We start from the raw sequence: 20552 nt of genomic DNA on the forward strand, positions 1-20552 counted from the left end.
CAAGCTTTCAGTGCGTCTGCATCGCGCAACATTTGCGTCGGCGCGAGCAATCGCTGCGCCGAACGAGCGCAGTTATCGCTCCCGCCTCGTCACTCAAGTTGCGCAGAGTTGCGTTGTTCAAGGTTCGTGCCGGGTGGCTGCAACGCCGTTGACTTGCGATGGACAGAAATATGAACCGCGGTTCGAGCTGCTCGCGCCGGCCGTTGTAACGTGTTCATTTTCATGGGGTTATCGGCAACCAGGCACGCGCCAGGCGTCTTTGGCCTGGACGAATTGCTGCAAATACAATCTCTCCGGGCGATCCGATCGGGATCGGGGAGGCAAACCTTGAATCGAACCAACCAGTGCCGAGCGTTGTACGTGCTCGCGGCAAGTGTCATATTGGCCGCACCATTCGGCTGCGATCCCGCGACGCGCGAGGACGCGAAAAAGAAGGCCGACGCCGCGCGGGCCGCGGCGACGCAGAAGGCCGAGGCGGCGCGCATCGCTGCCACGCAGGCGGCACACGATGCGGCCCGGCGCGTGGAGCCGCTGATCGAGACCGGCCGCGAGAAGATGCAGGAAGCCGCGCAGTCGGTTCGCGATGAAGCAGCCGAGCTGCGCGACGAGGCCCGGCCCTATGTTGAGCAAGCGAAAGTCGCGGCGACCCAGGCCGCCGAGCGTGTCCGGACGGCCACCACGCAGGCGGCGGAGAAGGTCAAGGCGGCCGCCACGCAAGCCATTGAAAAGGTCAAAACCGCGACGACGCAGGCGGTCGAGCGCGTGACGGGCTCATCGGGCAATTAGTTCGCTTCAATCCAGCGTTCGCAGAATGGCCCGCACCGGGCTGGCGTCGAATCCCATCAGCGGCAGAGGCAGCGCGATCAGTTCATAATCGCCCTCCGGGACCGCATGCAGGTCCAGTCCTTCCAGAATCGCCATGTCGTTTCGATGGAACGCCTGGTGCGCGGGAAGGTCTTTCGATTCAAACAGATCGACGCTCGGAGTGTCGATGCCGATCGTGATGACGCCGCGCGCGGCCAGCGCGTCGACGAGATCGGGGTCCAGCCCGGCAAAATCCTCACAGAAGTGAATCGGATCCGGCGAGGTGCCGGTCGCGATCAGCACGCGCGGTGGCAACGGCCGACGATCACCGGCACCGGATTCATCCGTCGGATCAAGTTGCGAGGCGATGTCAGCCAGTTCCACGCGTGAACGCTTCGCCGCCAGCGTTCGCACGACCCGGCAAGGCCCCAGATAAAATCCGAGAGAACGCGACGCGATGTCCGATCCATTGACGGCGTAATGGTTGGGGCCGTCGGCGTGTGCGCCCAGATGCACCGTGGCGTGCAGTGTGGAGAGCGTCACGCTGTCGCCCCGCGCCAAGTCCAGCAGCACTTCTCGCCGCGGCGGCGTATCGCCCGGCCAGACAGCCAATTGAGCCGAGATCGGCGGCGTGAGGTCGTAGAGCATGAGGGTTCCTACAAGCTGTTTCAAAACCCCCTCTCCCGTTCAGGGAGAGGGTCGGGGTGAGGGTGAATCCTTTCGGTTGAACTACTTTTTCCCCGCACCCGACCTCTCCCCCTAGGGGGAGAGGATTTTTGAAACCAGTCTAATCACCGGCCGGCCTTGTCGCCGGGGCATGCCCATCCGAGGGTGACGCCATCGCGGCATCGAGCTGCGCGAGATTGCGTACGGCAGCGGGATAATCCGGTTTCAGCTCGATCGCGCGTTGAATCGCCGTGCGTGCCTCGTGCAGTCGTCCAAGATTCGCCAGCGCCATGCCCAGGCCGTTGTACGCCGCGGCGAATTGCGGATCAAGTTGTATCGCTTTTTCGTATGCTCTGCGGGCGGCCTCGTACTCGTGGAGCAGCATGTAGATGCCCGCGAGGTTCATGGCGGGGCCGGGCAGATCGGGCCGCGCCGCCGCGGCGGCCAGAAACGCTTCCACCGCCTTGTCCAGCCGACCGCTGTCCTTGTAAGCAAGGCCGAGATTCAAGTGAGCAATATGCATGGCGGGTTCAAGTTCGATGGCCCGTCGGTAACTTTCAATGGCGCGATCATAACGCTTCAACGCGTATTCTGTATTGCCGCGATTGTAGAAACGCATCGCCGCTTCGTTCCATGCGGCGCGGCCGGTCCGTTCCACGACGTGCATCAGGAGGAACTCCACCGGGGCGTGGTCGTCGGTCAGGACGGTCGTGAGCGGAGCCTTCATGACCGCCTCGATCTGCTCACGGGTCAACTGCTGTTGCGCGATGGCACGATGGCGCGGGTCCGCCTCCAGATCCCCAAGCTTCAGATCACGCTGCGAGGCCACAACGATGAACGTGTAGCGCTCGCCGGGCTGAAAGGCCTCGCTCTCGTACCCGGCGTAGAAACACGTCACATGGGAGAACGAGTTCTTCATCGTGCGCAGCGTGGACCCAAGAAACCCGCCGACCTCGTAAATATCAATCAACGTCATGAGGAAGACGCCTTCGTCCCCCAGCAGCTTCGCCACCGAGGACTGGAACTCCGCGGTCGTCAGGTGGAACGGCACGTTGAAATCGTTGACTGCATCGAGAAACACAAAATCAAATGGCGCGAGCGCCTCGCCAGCCGTTTGCCGTCGAACCAGATCCGCCACGTGCTGACGGGCATCAAGATGGACGATCGTCAACCCGGGTTGCGGCGACAGGTCGAATGCCGCCATCGCCGCACGAGTGACAACCGGGTCGATCTCCACGACTTCGACGGTGCTCCGCGGCCGCACGCGGAGAATGTGCCGGGGATGCGTGTAGCCGCCGCCGCCCAGGACGAGCGCGCGAATCGCGTCGCGCCCGGCGGCGACGTGATCGGTCACCGCTGCATACACGTTTTCGTAGCCGTACTGAAGCACGTCGGGCCGCGCCGTGTCGAGGTAGCTGTGTTCCAGTTTGTCGAGAACCATGATGCGACGCGTCGGATGATCCGGGTTGACCTCGACGCGTACATGGCCGTATTCACTGTCGGCATCGAACATGACAAACGGCGTGATGCGCTCGCGCAATCCGAGGTCGGACCCGATTTCCTTCGCCCAGGCCCAGGGTCCTGCGCCGACCAGCACGAGGACGGCCGCCGCGGCGGTCCAGACGTGCGTCGCCCAATACGTGCGAGCGCAAACAATGGCCATGACGGAAAGCCCCGCGCCGACCGCCTGAATGACGGCGTAATTCCCGAAGTATGGGATCAGATAGAATCCGCAAGCAAAAGTGCCGATGATGCTGCCCAGCGCCCCGCACGCATAGACCGCGCCGACCGTTCGACCGACCCGGTCGCTCCGGAGCAGCGCCATCCGCGCCACGACCGGGCCGATGGTTCCGAGCAGGATCGCGGGCAGCGAGAATACCAATGTCACGTGCGTGGCGATCCGCCGCGGCCAGCTCAAGAACCACAGCGCCGACCAATCGCCCACCAGTTTGTTCAGCACCGGCACGGCGAAGCAACCGGCCGACGACAACACGAACAGCAGCGCGAGCATGCGCCCGTCGCGAAAGCGGTCGGCCAGGCCACCGCCGATGAAATTGCCGATGGCCAAGCCTCCCAACACGACCCCGATGATGGCCGTGGTCGTGTAGTTGGAACTGCCGAGGTAGCGCGCGATGAGTCGAAAGGCGAGCAATTCGACGATCATGACGGCGGCGCTGGCGATGAAGGCGATGGCGCAGGGGCCGATGATGGAGCCGGACGGCACGCCGGCATCGGTTTGCAGCGCATTCGGCTGCGAATTCGGCGTCGTGCCGGGCGAAGGCTGCGAAGCGGGGGCGTTCATGGTTTCAGGTCTGCTCCGGCGGGATGACAAAGGGGGCGCGCGACTTGGCGCCACGGCCCTATTAGACCTTCCCCGTGGCGTTCGGGCAATTGCTTGGGTTCCGACGGGCGGCGGTGATCGCGGGTGTATAATTCCGTGGCGAGGCCGGGTCGGGAGCAGGATCGTGATTCCCTTAAAGAAAATGGCATGGGTGATTGCGGCGTATCTCGGTGCCGCCGCGGCGGCGCGGGGGGACGTGTTCCATTTGCGCGAGGGCGGCAAGCTGGACGGAACCGTGGTCGAAGACCTCGGCGAGACGCTGCGCATTCGCACCGTGAGCGGCGTCAGCGACATTGAGAAGGACCGCGTCGTTCGAATCGAGAAGGGCGACCCGCCCTGGGTGCGGTACGAAAAGCGCGCAAAAAAATGCGAGGAAACCGTCAAAGACCAGCTTGCGCTGGCCAATTGGTGCCGCGAGATCGGCCTTCGAGCGGAAGAGCGGCGCCATTTGGAGCGCGTGATCGCGCTCGAGGTCAATCATGCCGACGCGCGACGGCGACTGGGGTTTGTTCAGGAAGGCGGCAACTGGATCAAACCGAAATCAAGCGGAGCCCGGTCGGAAGCGGAACGAACTGAACGACGCCGGGCGCAATCCGATGAGCGACGCATTCAGGAGAAAGTCACCGAATACACCGTAAAGGTGAAGGCGATTTATCGCGGGCGGCTCTCGGAAAAGGCCGGCGGCGAACGGAGCAAGGCGTTTGCTGACGGGCGGCGTCAGATTCTGGAGATCCGCGACCCGCTGGCGATTCCGGGGATCACGTCGGTGTTAAGCGGCGGGCACCTCGCGGCCCGGCGGCTCCTGGTTGAGGCCCTGGCGCAGTTCGACGTGGATGAGGCGACGATGAATCTCGTCGCGATCGCGCTGCTGGACCCGTCGAAAGAGGTGCGCGGCGCAGCGGCTCGCGCGCTGAAACCGCGGAAGGATGATCGCATTGTCGTGGAACTTCGATCTGCGCTGCGCAGCGATGAAGAGGCGATTCTCCGTAACGCCGCCAGCGCCCTGGGCATCTTGAAAGCGAAATCAGCGGTGCGTGATCTCACCCCGGTGTTGTCGACGGAGACGGTCGGGCTGGTGCGCGTATCACGCTGGGTCTCGCTGGACAGCCTCTACGGAGCGTACTCGAACTGGCAGCGCTATCGCCTCGGCGGTTTCCCGGTTTTGTATAAACCATCGTGCATTTGGGCAATGGGTCCGGGGTCGATCATCGGCACCGTTTCGGAATACGAGTACCAGGTGATCTCGATTCACCGCACCGAAGTGCAGGAAGCGCTCATCGAGATCACCGGGCAGAACCTGGGCTTCGACGCGGCGGCGTGGTTGAAATGGGCCGATGATCATGGCGCGTAAGGATCAGTTACGGCGGCCGAACACGATCAGTGCCCAGTACGCCAGTTGCAGCAGGGCGCCGATGGCTGCGGCGACGTACGTCAGCGCGGCGGCGTTCAGCACCTTCCCGACCACGCGATCTTCATCCGTAGTGACCATGCCGTTGTTCAGGAGAATCGCGCGGGCGCGCTTGGATGCGTCGTACTCCACCGGCAGCGTGATGATCGAAAACAGCACGCCGGCCGCGAACAGCGCCAGGCCGACAATCGCCAGTGCCCGGAACGGTGCCAGCGCCAGACCCGCGATGATGAAAATCCACGCGAGATTCGTCCCGACGGCCGCGACCGGAACGAGGCTGTTCCGCACGGCAAGCGGCCCGTAGGAATGGGCATGCTGGATCGCATGGCCTACTTCGTGCGCGGCGATGCCCAGGGCGGACAACGTGCGACCGTTGTAAACATCCGGGCTTAGCCGCAGCACCTTGTTTCGCGGGTCGTAATGATCGCCGAGAAAGGAGTTCACCGGCTCGATCGTGACATCGTGAAGCTGATACGTATCGAGGATGCGCTGGGCCGTCTCGGCGCCGGACAGGCCGCTTCGTGGCTGATACTGGTTGCCGTGATGAAAGGCGGACTTGACGCGGACCTGCGCCCAGAGGGCCAGCAGGATGGCCGGGGCCATGAAGATCAGGTACATCGGGTCAAAGAACATGGTCAATACCTCGCAAACACCAAATCCGGGTCACATCAATTAATCTCAATTCGGCGGATTCTAGCGTGGATACGCCAGGGCGGGAGTTGAAGTTTCAGGCGATTTTATAATCCCGTTACGAAGCGAATGTTGCGAGAAGCGAGCTGGATTCGGACAATGCGGGATGGGCAAGGGACCGGGGCGAGTATGGGTGAGGTAACGATGATCGGCTTCTACCGGGCGAACGTGTTGCGCCGTATTCCATTCAATCGTCGGAATCTCTCTTGGCCCGGTTCCTGCATCCGGATAGCAGGTCTTGTGGTCGGGCTTGCATCGCCCGTTTATTCGCAATCGAATGAGCCGGTCAAGGCCGGCCCGGAGATTCCACCGGCGACCGCCGGGAAAGGGTCTCCACAGGTTCGTGTGATTGCGGCGCGCCACGATTTCGGAGAAATCTGGGCCGGGGCCACGCTGGAGCACGCTTTCGACATCGCCAATGACGGCAATGCGGACCTGGAGATTCTCCAGGTATCGCCCACCTGCGGCTGCACGACGGCTGGGGATTACCCGCGGCGCATCGCGCCGGGCAAGACGGGTTCAATCCCGTTTCGCCTGGACTCGAACAAGGTCCACGGGCAATTCGCCAAGTCGATCCACGTCACGACGAATGATCCCGCTTCGCCCTCGATCACGCTGACCCTTGCGGGCAACTGCCGCCGCAAGGTGGAAGCCAAGCCACCCAACGCGGGCTTTGGGCGCATCCTCGACCAGCAGCCGCACGAGCGCGTGATCGTGCTGACCAATTCGATGCCGTCGCCGATCAAACCGGAGTTGATTCGTGGATCGGGACCGGAGAAGTTCAAGTGCAAACTGGACGAAGTGAAACCCGGACGGGAGTACCGGCTCACCGTGCGCGTGGAACCGCCCTATGCCCCCGGCACGATCTCCGAGACGTTGAAGATTCGCACTGGCGATGCGGCCACGGACGTTCTGACGATCTCGGCGTATGCGGTGATCCCGAGTCGCGTGGAGGTGTTCCCGTCGGTGGTGTTGCTGCCAACTGCCACCGCAATGGCACAAACGTCCGCGCCGATTGCCCGCCAACTGCAATTGCTGAATCATGGCAACGCGCCCGTGAAGCTGGTCAGCGCGACCGCGACGGACGCCGCCGTGAAGGTTTCGAATGAGACGGTCACGGCGGGCAAGGAATACCGCCTGACGGTGACCGTGCCCAAGACCTTCCAGCCCGCGAAGGACGGCACGTTTGTCACGGTAAGGACCGACGACAAGGACTACGGCGAGTTCCGAATTCCAATCCGAATCACCGGTCAGGCCTCGACGCCGGGAGCGATGGCCGGCGCGAATGCCGCCAGAGCGGGGTCCGGCGCGGTCCAGAGTTCGGCGGACGGTGCGAGCCGGATTGACGAGAAGATCACACCGAAAGCGACGGGCACACGACCGGCCCTGACGATGCTGAATCAGCCGTCACCGCGGTTCGAGTTGGAGACGCTCGGCGGGCAGCCCGTTTCGCCCGTGGCCTACGCGGCGCATCCGGCGACGGTCTTGAATTTCGTCGCGCCCAATTGCGGGTTCTGCAAGCGGCAGTTGCCGGAGGTGGAGCGCGTGCGCGAGGCGTTTGAATCGCGCGGCGTGCGCTTCGTCAACGTCATGCAGACAATGAAGCAGACGTTCACGACCGAGCAGATCATGGAAGCGCTGGCGAACGTCGGATCGCGCAGCGAAGTCGCCCTGGACAGCGGCAACAAAGTAGGGGCGATGTTCAAAGCCACGAGCTTCCCGTCGCTCTACGTCGTCGATGCAAAGGGCCAGATACGAGAAGTCGTATCGGGCGCCAAAGCGAACCTTCGCGAGACCCTCACGCGACGGCTGGAAGATCTGCTCGACCAGGAATTGCCCGATCCGACGGCGGCGAAATCGCCGGGCGGTTGAATTAGCCGCGATGCTTGGCGACCGGACGAAAGCCGGCGCCCAATTATCCCACACCGAAATCCGTGTTCTGCCACAACACATTCACGCCCGCGTGCGTCGCCAGCCACGCGAACTCCTCGCGGAACCACTGTTTGATCTCGTCGTCCATCAGCCCGGCGGACAGCCGATTCTCCGTGAACACGTTCACGATCCCATAGCGGAACTTGCTAAGCAGCAAGTCGATATCTCGGCGAACGATGTCCCGCGTCTGGCCGCGGAATCCGATCAGGAGGCAGATCGAGTCCGTCGCGGCGGCCACGTCTTCGGGCGAGTCCCATCGCATGGATTTTTTCAGGACGCCGTTACGAAGTTCGTCGTCAAATGTTTCAACGCCGAGGAACAAATGTGTGGGAACCCGAAAAAATCGGCGGTCTTCATCGTAGCGCTTGCGATACGCCCAGTAGGATTCCGTCCAGAATTCGGTGATGCCTTTGGCCGTCATCAAATCGCGAATCTGCTCGCGCACGCGCAACGGCAGCTCCTGGATCGAACCGCTGTTGATGACTTGCAAGCGGCCGAATTCTCCGGTCACGCGGGCGAGGGTGTCGTCGGCCACCTGCTGAATCAGCGCCTCGTCGGTCGTGTTGTCGTCGATGTAATCACAGAAGCTGCACCGACTCCATACGCAGGGCAGCCCCTTGAGAAGCACAACTTCGCGCGGAAGCGGCCCGGTCCAGCGGCCATAGCGTTTCAGCGACTTGACGACGGGCAATTCCATGTTTGGAAGGATACCGTCACGGGCGAAACCGGTCATCCGGCCACGGCGGAAATGAAGGGTGAAAGCCGCCTACAATGGCAATCCCGGCTCGGGGTGTCCCAGTCGTTCGAGTCGGATCGGCTGCGGTGTGCGTCGCGTCGGGATATGAGATGGGAATGTCGGATCAGAACCAGCCAACGCTGACGGAGTTTGTGGATCGCGCGACGCTGGAAGCGCTGGCGGAGTCGTTCCGCGCCCTGACCGGTTGCGAGGCGCGGTTCTGCGATTCGGAAGGCCGCTGCATCACCGGCTCGGCGGCGCACCGAGGGTCTTCCTCCACACGGAGCGGGGCCGGCCGGCAGCGATCGAATTCTGCGACCGTCGCCATCGCCGAAATCCCGGAAGCGAAGGCGCTCGACGTCGCGCCGTTCGAGGCGGGCATCGAGGTGCACGGCGTGTGCGTGGGCAAGGTGCAGGTATTGGGGGTGTCCGAATCGAGCGACGCGGCGCGCTTTGTGCGTGATCTGGCCGCGACGATTGCACAGCTCTGTCATCACGCGCAGCAATTGCGCCGTCGCGTCGACGAGCTGGCGGCGTTGTACGAAGTATCGGCGATGTTGTCGGGCAACGCGGCGCTTCAGGACGTGCTGGACATGGCGACGCGCCAACTGGTCGATGCGATGGAGCTGAAGGCGTGCAGTCTGCGCCTGCTTGATCCGGACACGGGCGAGTTGAAGGTGGCGTCCGTCGCGAACCTGTCGGAGCGATACCTGTCCAAGGGGCCGGTTCGGGTGCGCGGCAGTTCGATCGATCAGGCGGCGCTGTCGGGCGAGACGGTGTACGTCGAGGACATGCGCACCGATCCGCGCACGGTGTACAAGAAGAATGCAAAAGAAGAAGGGTTGATCAGCGCGCTGGTGACGCGCGTGGCAAGCCGCGGCAAGGCGATCGGTGTTTTGCGGGCGTACAAGGGGGAACGGCATCGCTTCAGCCCGTTCGAGGTGTCCCTGCTGGAGGCCATCGCGGCGCAGGTGGGGGCGGTGATCGCCAATGCGCGGCTGATGCTGGACGCGCGAAAGAAAGAGCACCTCGCGCGACAGGTGAAGCTTGCGGCGGAAGTGCAGCGGCGCATGATCCCGGCGCGCCCGCCGCAGTCCGAGCACTATCAATTCGGCTGCGACTACCAGCCGAGTCAGGAGCTGGGCGGGGATTTCTACGATTTCATTCGATTCGACAACGGCGATATCGGCGCGGTCGTGGCCGATGTGGTCGGCAAGGGCGTGCCGGCGTCGCTGATGATGGCCAGCGCGCGATCGACGCTGCGCAGCAACGCGCGGCGCGTCACCGACATGGGTGAGATCATTCAATCGGTGAATCGCCGGCTGTACCACGACACGCTGCCAGGCGAGTTCGCAACGGCGTTCTATGTGGAGTTGGCGGCCGACGGGCGACTGCTCAAGTATTGCAACGCGGGCCACGAGCCGATGCTGCTGCTGCGCCGCGGTCGAATTCGTGAACTGGACGCGGGCGGGCTGGCGCTGGGCATCGATCCGAATGAGACCTACGCGACGGCCGAAGAAGCGCTGGAGCCGGGCGACTTGATGCTGATGTTCACCGACGGATTGCTGGAGGCGCGCAACTTTGACGGCGAAGCGTACGGTCGGGCGCGCATTCACGAGTCCTTTCTGCGACAGGCGTCTGCGGGCGACGCCCCGCCGGTCGATGTCATCGCCAAGCAGATCTTCTGGGACATGCGGCGATTCGTCGGGTTCGCGCCGGTCGAGGACGACGTGACGCTGGTTGTCGTACGCGTGATTTAGCCGGCGAGCCTGCTCGCCGCTACGGCCGATGCCATTCGGTGCAGGCCGGGCACAACGGCAGGTCGGCGATGCATTTCGATCGCGCCGCACTCAATGCCGCGGCGCTTCGCCACAATTCCAGGAGAGGCGTTTCGAGCACGCTTCCGAGAACCTGCCTGCCAGCGAAATCCTGATCGCAGGTCGTTACGCGGCCGTCGGCGAGGATCATCGCGCGGGTTCGCGTGCGTCGACAGGGTCGGCGCGGCGATGGCGCGGTTTGGGTGACGCTTCGATCCGGGCGTTGCCCCGCGCAGGATGAGTAGCCGGTGATCAGCGCGCAGCCCAATCGCCGCTGCCAGTGATCGAAGAACGCTTCCATCTCGTCGAGGTTTTCGGTGCTCTTCACGAAAGAGGGGACAATGAGGGGCCGCACACGGCGCTCGTGTTCGCGGCGCGCGATCCATGCATCCACGCGCGCGATGACCGCCTCGAATGCATCGGCGCCGTGCATCCGCGCGTACGTTTGCGGCGTCGCGGCGTCCAGCATGACCTCCACGACATCGATCGGCGCGGCGAAGAGCGATTCTTCCGCCTCGCGCGGCAGATCGCGACCGGTTGTACGAACGGCGACGGCCGCTGCGCCGGATTCACGAACGAGGCGGCAAATCGCCGGGAACTCGGGATGAAGGCAGGGATCGCCGAATCCGGCAAGTACGACCCGCACGTCGTCGAAGTCGCCCAATGAGTGCAAGGTGCTACGAAGGGCGTCCACCGAGATCGGCCCGCGCGGCGCGAACTCCGGCGGGCGCGGCCGAAGAACACTCGCCTCAAGGTCGGGCATCTTCGTGGTCAGCTCGATCTCGATTTCCTCGGGCGCGTCCTCGATCCGCTGCGCGGCGTCCCTGCTCAACCATGCGCCGATCCGGCGCGCGGGCCAATCTGCTGCGCCGGCGGCCAGTAATTCTTCCACGCGCCGCCAGGACCGATGCGTATCAGCGAGCAGGCGGCCGCGCGCTTCGACCAACTCCACCGGCGCGCGCCAGCAGGATTCCTTGGCGGTCAGGTCCGCGAAGGGGCGATCGGGCTGGTAGGTGAGCGCCGCGCCGGGCGGCTGGCCGGTTGGGGCGAGTTCTTCGAGCATGTCGCGCGCGATGATCAGGCCGGCAATCCCCGGCGGCGCGCAGGCGAAGGTTAACCGCAAGGCCTGGGCCTCCCCGATGTAATGCTCGATCATGGCGTCAAGAATCGATGCATCCAACAACGGTGCAGCAGCGGGGATGGATGCGACGAGCGCGGCTCCGTGTTGCCGAGCCACCTGCGCGGCACTGATCACGTCAAGGTCTTCGTCGAAGCAGCACAGGCTGCCGATGCCTCCGCGCCAGCCATCCAGTCCCCAGATGCGCCCGGCGCGAACGAGCGCGTGATAGGGTGGCGGTGCCGCTTGCGCGCAGTAGCTCACGTCAAGCCCGGCGAGCAAGTCGCCCAGCGCCGCGTGCTGATCGGCCGGCGCGATGAGACACACCCCGTCGATGCGCTGGGAATGCAGGACGCGCTCGACGGTTCGGCGAATCAGCGGAACGCCGTCCAGCGCATCGGCCAATCGGCTGCGCATGCCCAGTGGCGACGTGCGAAGGTCTGCAACAATGGTGGCGAGGCATTTCACGATGCATCGCCCCCTTGAGAATTGGCCGTCGTGGCGGTGCTGGTGCGAGCCAGCTCGGCCTCAAAGCGCGCCAATGCCTGATCGAAGATCGACGCGAGCGTGTCGCAGCCCTCCAGCAGCGACGCGATGAACTGCCCGTCGCGGCGGAGTTGTTGCATGGCCCGATCCCGGCCGCGATCGTCGGACTCGGCCAGCCGGCGATCCGCCGCGAAGCGTTGCAACTCGCCAAGCTGGGAGACCTCGCGGACCATCGCAAAGATTAATTCATGCTCCTGCACCAGCGTGCGAAGTTCGTCGACCTCGGCGATCCGGCGGTTGAATGCGGTCGGATTCGTCGTCAGCGTTTCCAATGTGCCCAGCAGGTCGCGCGTTTGCTGGCAAAGGGAGCGAAACTCTCGTAACTCCTCCCGCCGGCGAGCGAGCGCTTCCTGCGCAGCCGAGAGGCGCGAGGGATCCTGCCAGCGGACATCGGCAAAATCGAACCGATCGGGGTGGATCACGGCCGTCAGAAACTTCGAAGCGGCTTCAGCAAGCGACATCGCCTGCGCGCCCTGCTTTTTCGCGCCGCCTTCGGTCGCATCGATCACGCGCGCCGGGCAACGCGCGAAATCGCGCTCGAATTGCTCCAGGTACGTGAACATCTGTTCGTCGGTGTAGATCGCGTGCCCGTCCTGCCCCGGCACCTTTCGCAGAATCGGCCGATGGCGCACGATCCGCTCCCATTCTTTCATCTCGAGCGTGCAGAATCGGCCCAGTTCGCTGTCCCACGCGCGGTGAATGGCCACGCCCGGTGCGTAATAGACCTGCCCGCCAAAGGCGAGATCCTGCCCGATGAAGACAATCGGGTCGCATCCGAGCCATTGCGCGAGATAGAAAGCCAGGTGCATGACCGTCGCGCCGGCGTCCATCGGCGATCGCGGCGGGAGCACCTCGCCGACGCACCGCTGGGCGAACGGATTGTGCAGGAGAATGACGCGCTTGGCGTTGGCTGGCGATTCGCCGCGAAACGCATCGACCACATGCCACGACGCTTTCGGTTCGGCCACGAGAATGACCTCGCCAGGGATCGCGACGCCTTCGAAGAACTGGCGCGAGAGGTCGCTCCAGTCGAGCGATGTGACGAAGTGCGGAGTGATTCCGCGTTCCAGCAGCGGCTTGAGCGTCGTCTGCGCCGCGATGATGACCGCGCGGTCGCGCAGCGCCTTGAGTTGATCAATGTTTTTCGCGAGCGACGGGCCGGCCGCGACGAGGATCGCCGGGCAGCCGGCGAATCGGCCGCGGAGAACATCGGGCGGTGGCGTTGACGCATACACCGGAAGGTTGTTGGCGACATTTCTCGCCGTGATGCCGGCGTTTTTCACAAGCGTCACCAGCGACATCTTGGCGAAGGCCGCGAAATCCAGCACGGCCTGACGGATGATCGCGTGCGCCGGCGCCTGGTGATCGCGCGCGACCGGCGGCACGGCGATGACCGCGCCGAGCATGAGCATGGTGGAGTGGCGAACGAGTCGCTCGTGCAGCGCGGCCTTGGCCGGCGACGTGAGAAACTCGATGCGCCCCGCGGCGATTCCGGCGGACAGATCGGTGTGCTCCAGCGCGGTTTTGATCGTCACGAGGTCCGGCTCGGAAACGAGGACCACCAGCTCCTCGCCGAGAATATCGAAAATTGCCTGAATGTGATACCCCAGTCCGAGGCCGCACAGGATCACGCACCGCGCCTCGGAGCGATCCAGCCCCTTGATGAAATCGACGGCTTCGCGGATCGGGTCGTAGCGGCTGTGCAGAAAGAGCGTTCGGCCGTCGGCCGTCGTCACGGCGGCGGTGGGGTACTCCGTGCGCGTGGGATGCAGGGTCAGCGACGCGTCGATCGGCAGTTCATCGATGCGCTGGGCCAGGCGCGGGTCGGTGCGCCAGAGGGCGCGCATGTTGGCGAGAAACGTCGGATTGACGGTCGCATCGATCACGGCGGCATTCTATCGCGTGATGCCGAATCAGCTATCAGCGCGAGGAGTTTTTCGCCTGCTATTGCGCGACGCCGTTGGGCGACAAAACGCTGTACACCAGGGCGGCCAGCGCCGCGACGTTGAGCAGAAACGCTGCCCACGTGCTGACGGGGTGCGAAGCGCGGTTGGGGCCGCTCAATGAGGCGGGGACGGAGAAGACGATTCCTGAAAGAAAGGCGATCGAACCGATCGTCGCGCGGGGATCGCCTCAACAGTAGAACAATCGCAGGCTGGCCCCTCCGCAGGCAACCGCTGCAAGCACCAGTGCGATCGGACCGGAAAGCGTTTTCATGGCGTACCTTTCCTGTCAAGGTAGGCGGCGAATGCCGCACGGAAGATCATAGGTCGCGTTGAACGCAATGCCAATCGCCCTTGTTCAGGTCACGTCAGCATTAGTTTCGCGCCGGCGATGATGAGCACGACCGCCAGAAATCGCCGTAGTGTCGGTATGGGAAGTCGACGACTGCCCCAATAAGAGCCAAGGACTCCGCCAAGCAGCGCGGCCGGGAGCCAGAAAATGATTTCTCCTGGAACGCGCCAGACCTTGCTGCCCAAACCCAGTAGTCCCGCAGCCGAGTTCATGAAAATAAACACCGCTGCCACGCCCGAGGCGGTTTGAATTGAAGCCCATCCGGCAAGGATCAACAAGGGGCTAAGGAAAATGCCTCCGCCAACACCGGTCAGGCCCGACAGCAATCCGATGAGGGCGCCGACGGGCAGAGCGACCAGCACAGGAGGTGGGCGCGGGTCGTGTCGAGGTGCGCCGCCGGGTATTGCCAGCATCCTCATTGCGGTGAAGAACAATACGGCGCCGACAATGAGGCGATAGGCTGCCGGGGGCGCCGTGATCGCGCCGCCAAGGTACGCACACGGAATCGACGCGATTGCAAGGGGCCAGAAGTGCCGCCAGGAGAAATGACCCGCGCGGGCGAAGTTGTACGACGCGATGATGGCGACCAGAAGGTTCATCGTCAGGGCCGTCGGCTTCATCACCGCCGGCTCCATGGAAGCCAGCGCCATCACGGCGAGATAGGCCGATGCACCGGCGTGGCCAACCGACGAATAGAGCAGGGCGGCGACGAAGAAAGCGGAAGGCAACAGGATGGCGGTGGTCGTATTCAAATGCCCTCGACCGGCTCAAAATCACGGGAATCGCGGGGCGTTTTGAATTGTCCCGCGTCGGGTGTTACCATCCTACTACCACAAAACGCAATCCATCAACAGGTGTGAGGGACATGGCCAAAGATTTCAAGCTGCCGGACTTGGGCGAAGGCATTCACGAGGCGCAAATCATCAAGGTGATGGTCAAGGAGGGCGACACGGTTCAGCCCGATCAGGCCATCATGGAAGTCGAAACGGACAAGGCCGCCGTGGAGCTGCCGGTCCCATTCGGCGGCACGATCAGCAAGTTGAATGTGAAAGTCGGCGACACGGTCAAGGTCGGTTCGGTGCTCTTGAGCGTCGGCGAGGCCGGCGAGGCGGCCGGTTCCGCGCCCGCCAAGGCGGAAGCGTCCAAGGCCGCGCCCGCGAAGTCGGTCGCCATGGCGGCTGCTCCAGCCATGCCTGCACGAACATCGGAGCCGACGGCCGTGGTTTCCGAAGCGCCACGTCGCGGTGAAGGACCGATTCCGGCAGCGCCGGCGGTTCGGCGCTATGCGCGCGAGCAGGGCGTTGACTTGGCGGTGGTTCACGGCACCGGTCCGGGCGGGCGGATCGTCCGCGAGGATGTGGAGCGCTATCTCGTGTCTGGTGGATCGCCGACCAGCGCGGCGCAACCGAGCAGCGGGTCGCGCGGGACCTCCGTCGCGGAACCGAGTCGCGCCGCGGCGGCTCCGATGAGCTACGGCGGAGACGGCGCCGCGCCGCGATCGATGCCGGCCGAGCCGATGCCGGACTTCTCGCAGTGGGGCCCCGTGCGCCGCGAGGCGCTGCCGCAGATTCGCAAGACGATATCACGCCAAATGGTGAGATCGTATCTGACAATCCCGCATGTGATGCACGCCGACGAAGTGGACGTGACGGACCTGGAAGATTTCCGCAAGCGCCAGGGCGAAGCGCTGGCGAGCACCGGTGCGAAGCTGACGCTGACGGCGTTCGTTGTGAAGGCCGTGGCGGGCGCGCTGCGACAGTTCCCGACGTTCAATGCGTCGTACGACGAGGCGGCCTCGGAGATGGTGTTCAAGGATTACGTACACATCGGCGTGGCGGTGGATTCACCGAAGGGCCTGATGGTCCCCGTGGTGCGCGATGCGGATCGCAAGGGGTTGGTGAGCATCTCGAAGGAGATGAAGGAACTGGCCGACAAGGCGCGGGAGTTCAAGCTGGATGTGGCGGCGATGCGCGGCGGCACGTTTACCGTGACGAATGTCGGCGCGCTGGGCGGCACGATGGCCACGCCGATCATCAACTACCCCGAAGTGGCGATCCTCGGCATGGGCAAGCTGGAATGGAAGCCGGTCGTGCGCGACATGCAGATCGTCCCGCGAAAGATCCTGCCGCTGTTTCTGTCGTTCGACCATCGCGTGATCGACGGGGCCGACGGCGCGCGGTTCATCCGTGCGGTGATCGGGTACCTTGAGAACCCGCTGAATTTGCTGCTGGTCTGACCCGCGGGGCAAGCAAGTGCTTCGGCGCGCCGGTTTTCGGTCCGCAAGGAGCCGGTCGCGTGCGCCGTGTGTTCCTTCGATTGTTCGCGCAATCGTCACTTTAAGGATGGTCGTCGTTCTCGCTCGCCTGCGGATGGGCCGCAAGGAACTTCTCGCACATTTCTGACATGATCGCCTGGAACGGCTTGGTCATCATGATCGATCCGTGGTCCTTGCCCGGCTCGATGATGACGCGGGCGTCGCTGCCCAGTTCAGCGAGCGCATCCTTGAGCCGATGCGCCGCGCCGGCGAGGTAGAAATTATCCTCCTCGCCCATGATGACCGTGATTTTCCCCTTCAACTTCGGCCCCAGCGTCGGCCACTCGCGCCGTAGCTTCTCGACAATGTCATATTTTTTCCGCCACGCCTGCACCGTCTCGGCATCAATCGCGCCGGTCTGGCGGTCAAACAGCGGCCTGGGGCGGCCGTTCGGACCACGCGGGCTGAACACGGCTTCGAACGAATGCATCTGCCCGCCGGGGCCGATGGCGTCTTCCATCCGCACAAAGTCGCGAAGCAGCAGGATGACGCGGCCGTTCTGCCGCATGATCGGGCGCGGCTCGCCTTCGGCATCGGTGTAGAAGTTGGTGTTGGGGTCATACAGATTGACACCGGTGAAATCGGCAAAGGTGACCGGGTCGGGCGAGGTGGACCAGGTGCCGCCGAAGGTGTCAGGGTAACTGATCTGCAACCAGAGCGTGGACCAGCCGCCGGAGGAATGGCCGGTGAGCAGCCGGGCCGATGCCTCGGAGATAAGACGGTATTCTTTTTCCAACCAGGGGATCAGTTCTTCCACCAGCGCGGTCCCATACGGCCCGTTGTTGGCGGAATCCGCGAAGGTGTGATGCCCCAGCGGGCAGGTCGCATCGAGGCTCACGCGGACAAACGGCGTCTTCGGATTGCGAAGCATCATGCCGGCTAACACGGCGGTCTGCAAATGGTCACCGCCGAACCCGGGAATGACATAGACAGCCGGGAAACGCCGTTCCGCCTGCTCTGCATACTCCTTTGGCAACTCGACGACCGCGCGGAGAAAAATATCACGCCCGTGAAACGTCGAGAGCAGGGGGCTGCGATACTTGATTGACTTCATCGTCGGCGTGTCGAGTGATTTCTCCTCCTTCTTGACACGCCGGCGGATCTTCAGCGCGACGGTTGTCGGCTCCGCTGCATCGGTATCGGCCAACTCGAACTCGACCGGTTTGGAATACAAGTTTCCCGGCGCATCGCCGCTGTGAGGCACGTCCGGATTGGTATGCATGACGGCCTGTGCGACGTATCGTCCGGGCGGCAGATCGGCCAAGTCATGCGGGTAACCGGTTGCCGGTTGGATTGTGATCGGTTCGCCGGGCTTCCAGTTCGTCACGTCGTGTCCGAAGACGGGGCGGCGCGTCGTCCACGAGTAACCAAGCCGCGGTTCGGATTTCAGATCGGTGTCGAGATAGACGATGACGCGACCGGTGAACGGGTCCGGATGGAGTTTGCGATCGAACGTCAGCGCGAACTGCACGCGGGCTGACTTCGCGCGTTGCGATGCGGGAGGCGGCTCGCCGCGCACACCACTGACGATCGCCAGGGACAGCAGCATCAGGGCGGTCGCCCCGGCGCCGCGCTTCAAGCGTGCGTTTAAGGGATGAGGCAGCGTCATCCTGTGCGGGGTTTGTGTACAGAGCGTGGATGTCATATGCGTGTCCGAGGCTCGTCGGGGTGACAAACGGCTCGCGGCTTGCGCGCCAGAGGATAGTGGAGGACGGCCGATCGGGCGAGTTGATGGCAATGGTTGCCGGGGCTGAAGGGTCGCGCCACCGCGGTCATCGCGGATTTGGGGTCGTTGAACCGGCCGGCGCAGAATGTACGCGTGAACTGGCGGAGGGTGGCTCCCACACGCGAGACGGCGCAACATGAAATGAGCATGTCGACCACGTACTGCGATTCAAGTTTGGGCGGTTCGCATGACGGCAGGATCAGCCGCCCGAGGAGTTGAACCCGGCGTTCTGGGTCATGTCCATGACCGGGACACCAGCCGGCGGCGTGAACGTGAAGCGGCCCTTGTCGAGCTTGGGATTGATTTTGATGTCCGAATACGTCGTCGTGGAGACGGGCTTGCGGTCCGCGCCGTAGCTGACGGCCTTGACGACGACGCCCGTGTCTTTCTGATAGTACTGCACCGTTCGGTATTCGGCCGCGGCGGCGGGAGCTTTCTTCGGTGTCATCTCGATGACGTAACACGGCTTGCCGTCGACGGTTTCGTCGGGGAGCAGCTTCAGATTGTACCACTCCTTCATGTCCTCGCGCCAGTTGGTCATCTGCTTTTCGTCCGCCTTCATCTTCGAGACCATTTTCTGGCCGCTCTGCTCGGATAGCATCCACATGACCTCGCCGTCGCTGATGGTGAGGGACTTGGCGTCGATGTTCTGCCGGGTCCCACCCAGTTCCATTTGAGTCTTGGTTGACACGTCGATGCGCGTCAGCGTCTTCTTGCCGTCCGTCATGTACTCATACGTCCCGTCGATGGTGGTTATCGACTTGAAGCCCTCGCCGCTGACATCGGAAACGGTCTTCATTTTCATGGACAGGGAGGTCGTCTTGCGGGACTGCTCCGCGAGCTTCTTCTCGACGGCTTCGAGCGTGTCGGCATGAACCGGCGCGGCAAGTAATAATCCGAGGATTGCAAGAGCCGGGACACTTCGCAGGCGATTCGACATGGGGATGACTCCGATCAAAGGAAAGTGAATCGAGACCGCAGCGCCGGCTTCGGCGTGCGGCCCCGATGTACGATGGTTTGCCGACTGCTGGGCGAGGTCCTGCTGCACTCGCAGACTGAAACCGCGCCGCTTATTTCGCTTCCGATCAGGAAACCGTGCGCCGAGGACGTCCACGGCGTCGCATGCCGATCAGGAAGATGCCCACGAGCGGCATCATCGTGCCCATGCCGGGGCCGCAGGTCACACCGCAGGCCTCTGGACTGGGATTGGGCGTCGGCACGTTGTCGTTGCCATTCGAATTGCCGTTGTTGTTTTGGTTCTGGTTCTCGTTCCCGTTGGTGTTGCCGTTGTCATCGTCCAGACAATCAGGCGTGCCATTGCCGTCGGCGTCGGCATCCGAATTGCCGCACCCGCACGCGCCGGCCGCCGTCTTGTTGTCGTCATCGGGGCAGCCGTCGTTGCAGTCGGCCGTGCCGTCGCCGTCCGTGTCGGTATCGGGATTGCCGCAACCGCACTGGCCGGGGGCTATTTTGGCGGCATCGTTGGGGCAGCCGTCGTTGCAGTCCGGTGTACCGTCGCTGTCGCTGTCGGTATCAGCCACGCCACAACCGCAAGCGCCGGGCACGGTTTTGTTCGGATCAGTAGGGCATCCGTCGCAATCATCGCCGAGGCCGTCACCGTCCGCATCGGCCTGGGGAGCGGGGTTGGACGTACCGGGGCAATTGTCGCAGGCGTCGCCGACGCCGTCGGTGTCGAGATCCTCCTGGCCGGGATCGAATTCCACGGGGCAGAGATCGCAGGCGTCGCCGACGCCGTCGGTGTCGAGATCCTCCTGGCCGGGATTGGGATCAAATAGACAATTATCACAATCATCGCCGAGGTTGTCGCCGTCCGCGTCAAATTGATCGGGATTGGCGACGTCTGGGCAATTGTCGACGACATCGTCGATGCCGTCTCCGTCCATATCGCCCCCGAAGAAGGCGCGCGACTCGGTGGTCGCGCCCAGCAGCAGGAACATCGCGATGACCGCCGCGGCTCCGAACTTTCTAAACCGTTCCACGATGCCGAACTGGAAGAATGAACAATTGTTGACGATGCCGTTCTTCATGATCCGTGTGCTCCCAAACGACGTTAGCGATCCTGACGAGCCGGGAACCCGGTCTGCCGCACCGACTTGTTGGGCGGCAGGCGATCACCGGGTGCGCGTGCACGTCTGTTTT

Annotated in this window: 15 protein-coding genes; 5 read left to right on the top strand and 10 right to left on the bottom strand. The window is 63.6% G+C overall.

Translation table 11 applies throughout. The annotated features are described in order from the left end of the window. The first annotated feature begins 327 nt into the window (after nucleotides 1-327). Nucleotides 328-786 carry a hypothetical protein gene (locus HRU71_14860; GenBank protein ID QOJ04687.1) on the top strand — a complete coding sequence of 153 codons (459 nt, stop codon included), beginning with the start codon at nucleotides 328-330 and terminating at the stop codon, nucleotides 784-786. 6 nt (nucleotides 787-792) lie between these two features. On the opposite strand, the gene HRU71_14865 is transcribed toward HRU71_14860, so the two are convergent. Together HRU71_14865 and HRU71_14870 are read right to left on the bottom strand one after the other, a co-directional pair. After that, nucleotides 793-1452: a cyclase family protein gene (locus HRU71_14865; protein QOJ04688.1), complete on the bottom strand. Its 660-nt coding sequence runs from the start codon at nucleotides 1450-1452 to the stop codon at nucleotides 793-795. A gap of 139 nt (nucleotides 1453-1591) precedes the next feature. Next, nucleotides 1592-3772: a fused MFS/spermidine synthase gene (locus HRU71_14870; GenBank protein QOJ04689.1), complete on the bottom strand. Its 2181-nt coding sequence runs from the start codon at nucleotides 3770-3772 to the stop codon at nucleotides 1592-1594. 163 nt (nucleotides 3773-3935) lie between these two features. Here HRU71_14870 and HRU71_14875 point away from each other — a divergent pair, with 163 nt between their 5' ends. After that, nucleotides 3936-5162 (top strand): HEAT repeat domain-containing protein, encoded by a 1227-nt coding sequence (locus HRU71_14875; GenBank protein ID QOJ04690.1) that lies wholly within the window; start codon nucleotides 3936-3938, stop codon nucleotides 5160-5162. Nucleotides 5163-5165: 3 nt separating this feature from the next. Here HRU71_14875 and HRU71_14880 read toward each other — a convergent pair whose 3' ends face one another. Continuing rightward, a complete protein-coding gene (locus HRU71_14880; protein ID QOJ04691.1) occupies nucleotides 5166-5852 on the bottom strand; it encodes a zinc metallopeptidase in 687 nt (228 codons plus the stop codon). Nucleotides 5853-6149: 297 nt separating this feature from the next. On the opposite strand from HRU71_14880, the gene HRU71_14885 reads away from it, so the two are divergent. Beyond that, nucleotides 6150-7781, top strand: coding sequence for a DUF1573 domain-containing protein (locus HRU71_14885; protein QOJ04692.1), 1632 nt, complete (start codon nucleotides 6150-6152; stop codon nucleotides 7779-7781). A 43-nt stretch (nucleotides 7782-7824) separates the two neighbouring features. Here HRU71_14885 and HRU71_14890 read toward each other — a convergent pair whose 3' ends face one another. Then, the gene (locus HRU71_14890; GenBank protein ID QOJ04693.1) at nucleotides 7825-8538 is read right to left on the bottom strand and encodes a radical SAM protein; all 714 of its coding nucleotides are present in this window, start codon (nucleotides 8536-8538) and stop codon (nucleotides 7825-7827) included. Nucleotides 8539-8693: 155 nt separating this feature from the next. Here HRU71_14890 and HRU71_14895 point away from each other — a divergent pair, with 155 nt between their 5' ends. Further along, nucleotides 8694-10337 (top strand): SpoIIE family protein phosphatase, encoded by a 1644-nt coding sequence (locus HRU71_14895; protein ID QOJ04694.1) that lies wholly within the window; start codon nucleotides 8694-8696, stop codon nucleotides 10335-10337. A 19-nt stretch (nucleotides 10338-10356) separates the two neighbouring features. On the opposite strand, the gene HRU71_14900 is transcribed toward HRU71_14895, so the two are convergent. From HRU71_14900 to HRU71_14910, 3 genes are all read right to left on the bottom strand, one after another. Then, complete coding sequence (locus HRU71_14900) at nucleotides 10357-11979, bottom strand: SPASM domain-containing protein (protein QOJ04695.1); 1623 nt, start codon at nucleotides 11977-11979, stop codon at nucleotides 10357-10359. After that, nucleotides 11976-13943: a motility associated factor glycosyltransferase family protein gene (locus HRU71_14905; protein QOJ04696.1), complete on the bottom strand. Its 1968-nt coding sequence runs from the start codon at nucleotides 13941-13943 to the stop codon at nucleotides 11976-11978. Before HRU71_14905 ends, HRU71_14900 begins: the two co-directional genes overlap by 4 nt. A gap of 420 nt (nucleotides 13944-14363) precedes the next feature. After that, nucleotides 14364-15104 (bottom strand): sulfite exporter TauE/SafE family protein, encoded by a 741-nt coding sequence (locus HRU71_14910; GenBank protein QOJ04697.1) that lies wholly within the window; start codon nucleotides 15102-15104, stop codon nucleotides 14364-14366. 113 nt (nucleotides 15105-15217) lie between these two features. On the opposite strand from HRU71_14910, the gene HRU71_14915 reads away from it, so the two are divergent. Then, on the top strand, nucleotides 15218-16588 hold the full coding sequence (locus HRU71_14915) for a 2-oxo acid dehydrogenase subunit E2 (protein QOJ04698.1): 1371 nt from the start codon (nucleotides 15218-15220) through the stop codon (nucleotides 16586-16588). Between the two features lie 100 nt (nucleotides 16589-16688). Here HRU71_14915 and HRU71_14920 read toward each other — a convergent pair whose 3' ends face one another. The 3 genes from HRU71_14920 to HRU71_14930 all read right to left on the bottom strand — a co-directional run bounded on the left by HRU71_14920 (nucleotide 16689) and on the right by HRU71_14930 (nucleotide 20440). Continuing rightward, the gene (locus tag HRU71_14920) at nucleotides 16689-18245 is read right to left on the bottom strand and encodes an enterochelin esterase (GenBank protein ID QOJ04699.1); all 1557 of its coding nucleotides are present in this window, start codon (nucleotides 18243-18245) and stop codon (nucleotides 16689-16691) included. A gap of 346 nt (nucleotides 18246-18591) precedes the next feature. Further along, nucleotides 18592-19332: an outer membrane lipoprotein-sorting protein gene (locus HRU71_14925; protein QOJ04700.1), complete on the bottom strand. Its 741-nt coding sequence runs from the start codon at nucleotides 19330-19332 to the stop codon at nucleotides 18592-18594. 145 nt (nucleotides 19333-19477) lie between these two features. Next, nucleotides 19478-20440: a thrombospondin type 3 repeat-containing protein gene (locus HRU71_14930; GenBank protein QOJ04701.1), complete on the bottom strand. Its 963-nt coding sequence runs from the start codon at nucleotides 20438-20440 to the stop codon at nucleotides 19478-19480. Between the last annotated feature and the right edge of the window lie 112 nt (nucleotides 20441-20552).

The sequence above is a fragment of the Planctomycetia bacterium genome (assembly GCA_015200345.1).
Taxonomy (GTDB): Bacteria; Planctomycetota; Phycisphaerae; order UBA1845; family UTPLA1; genus PLA3.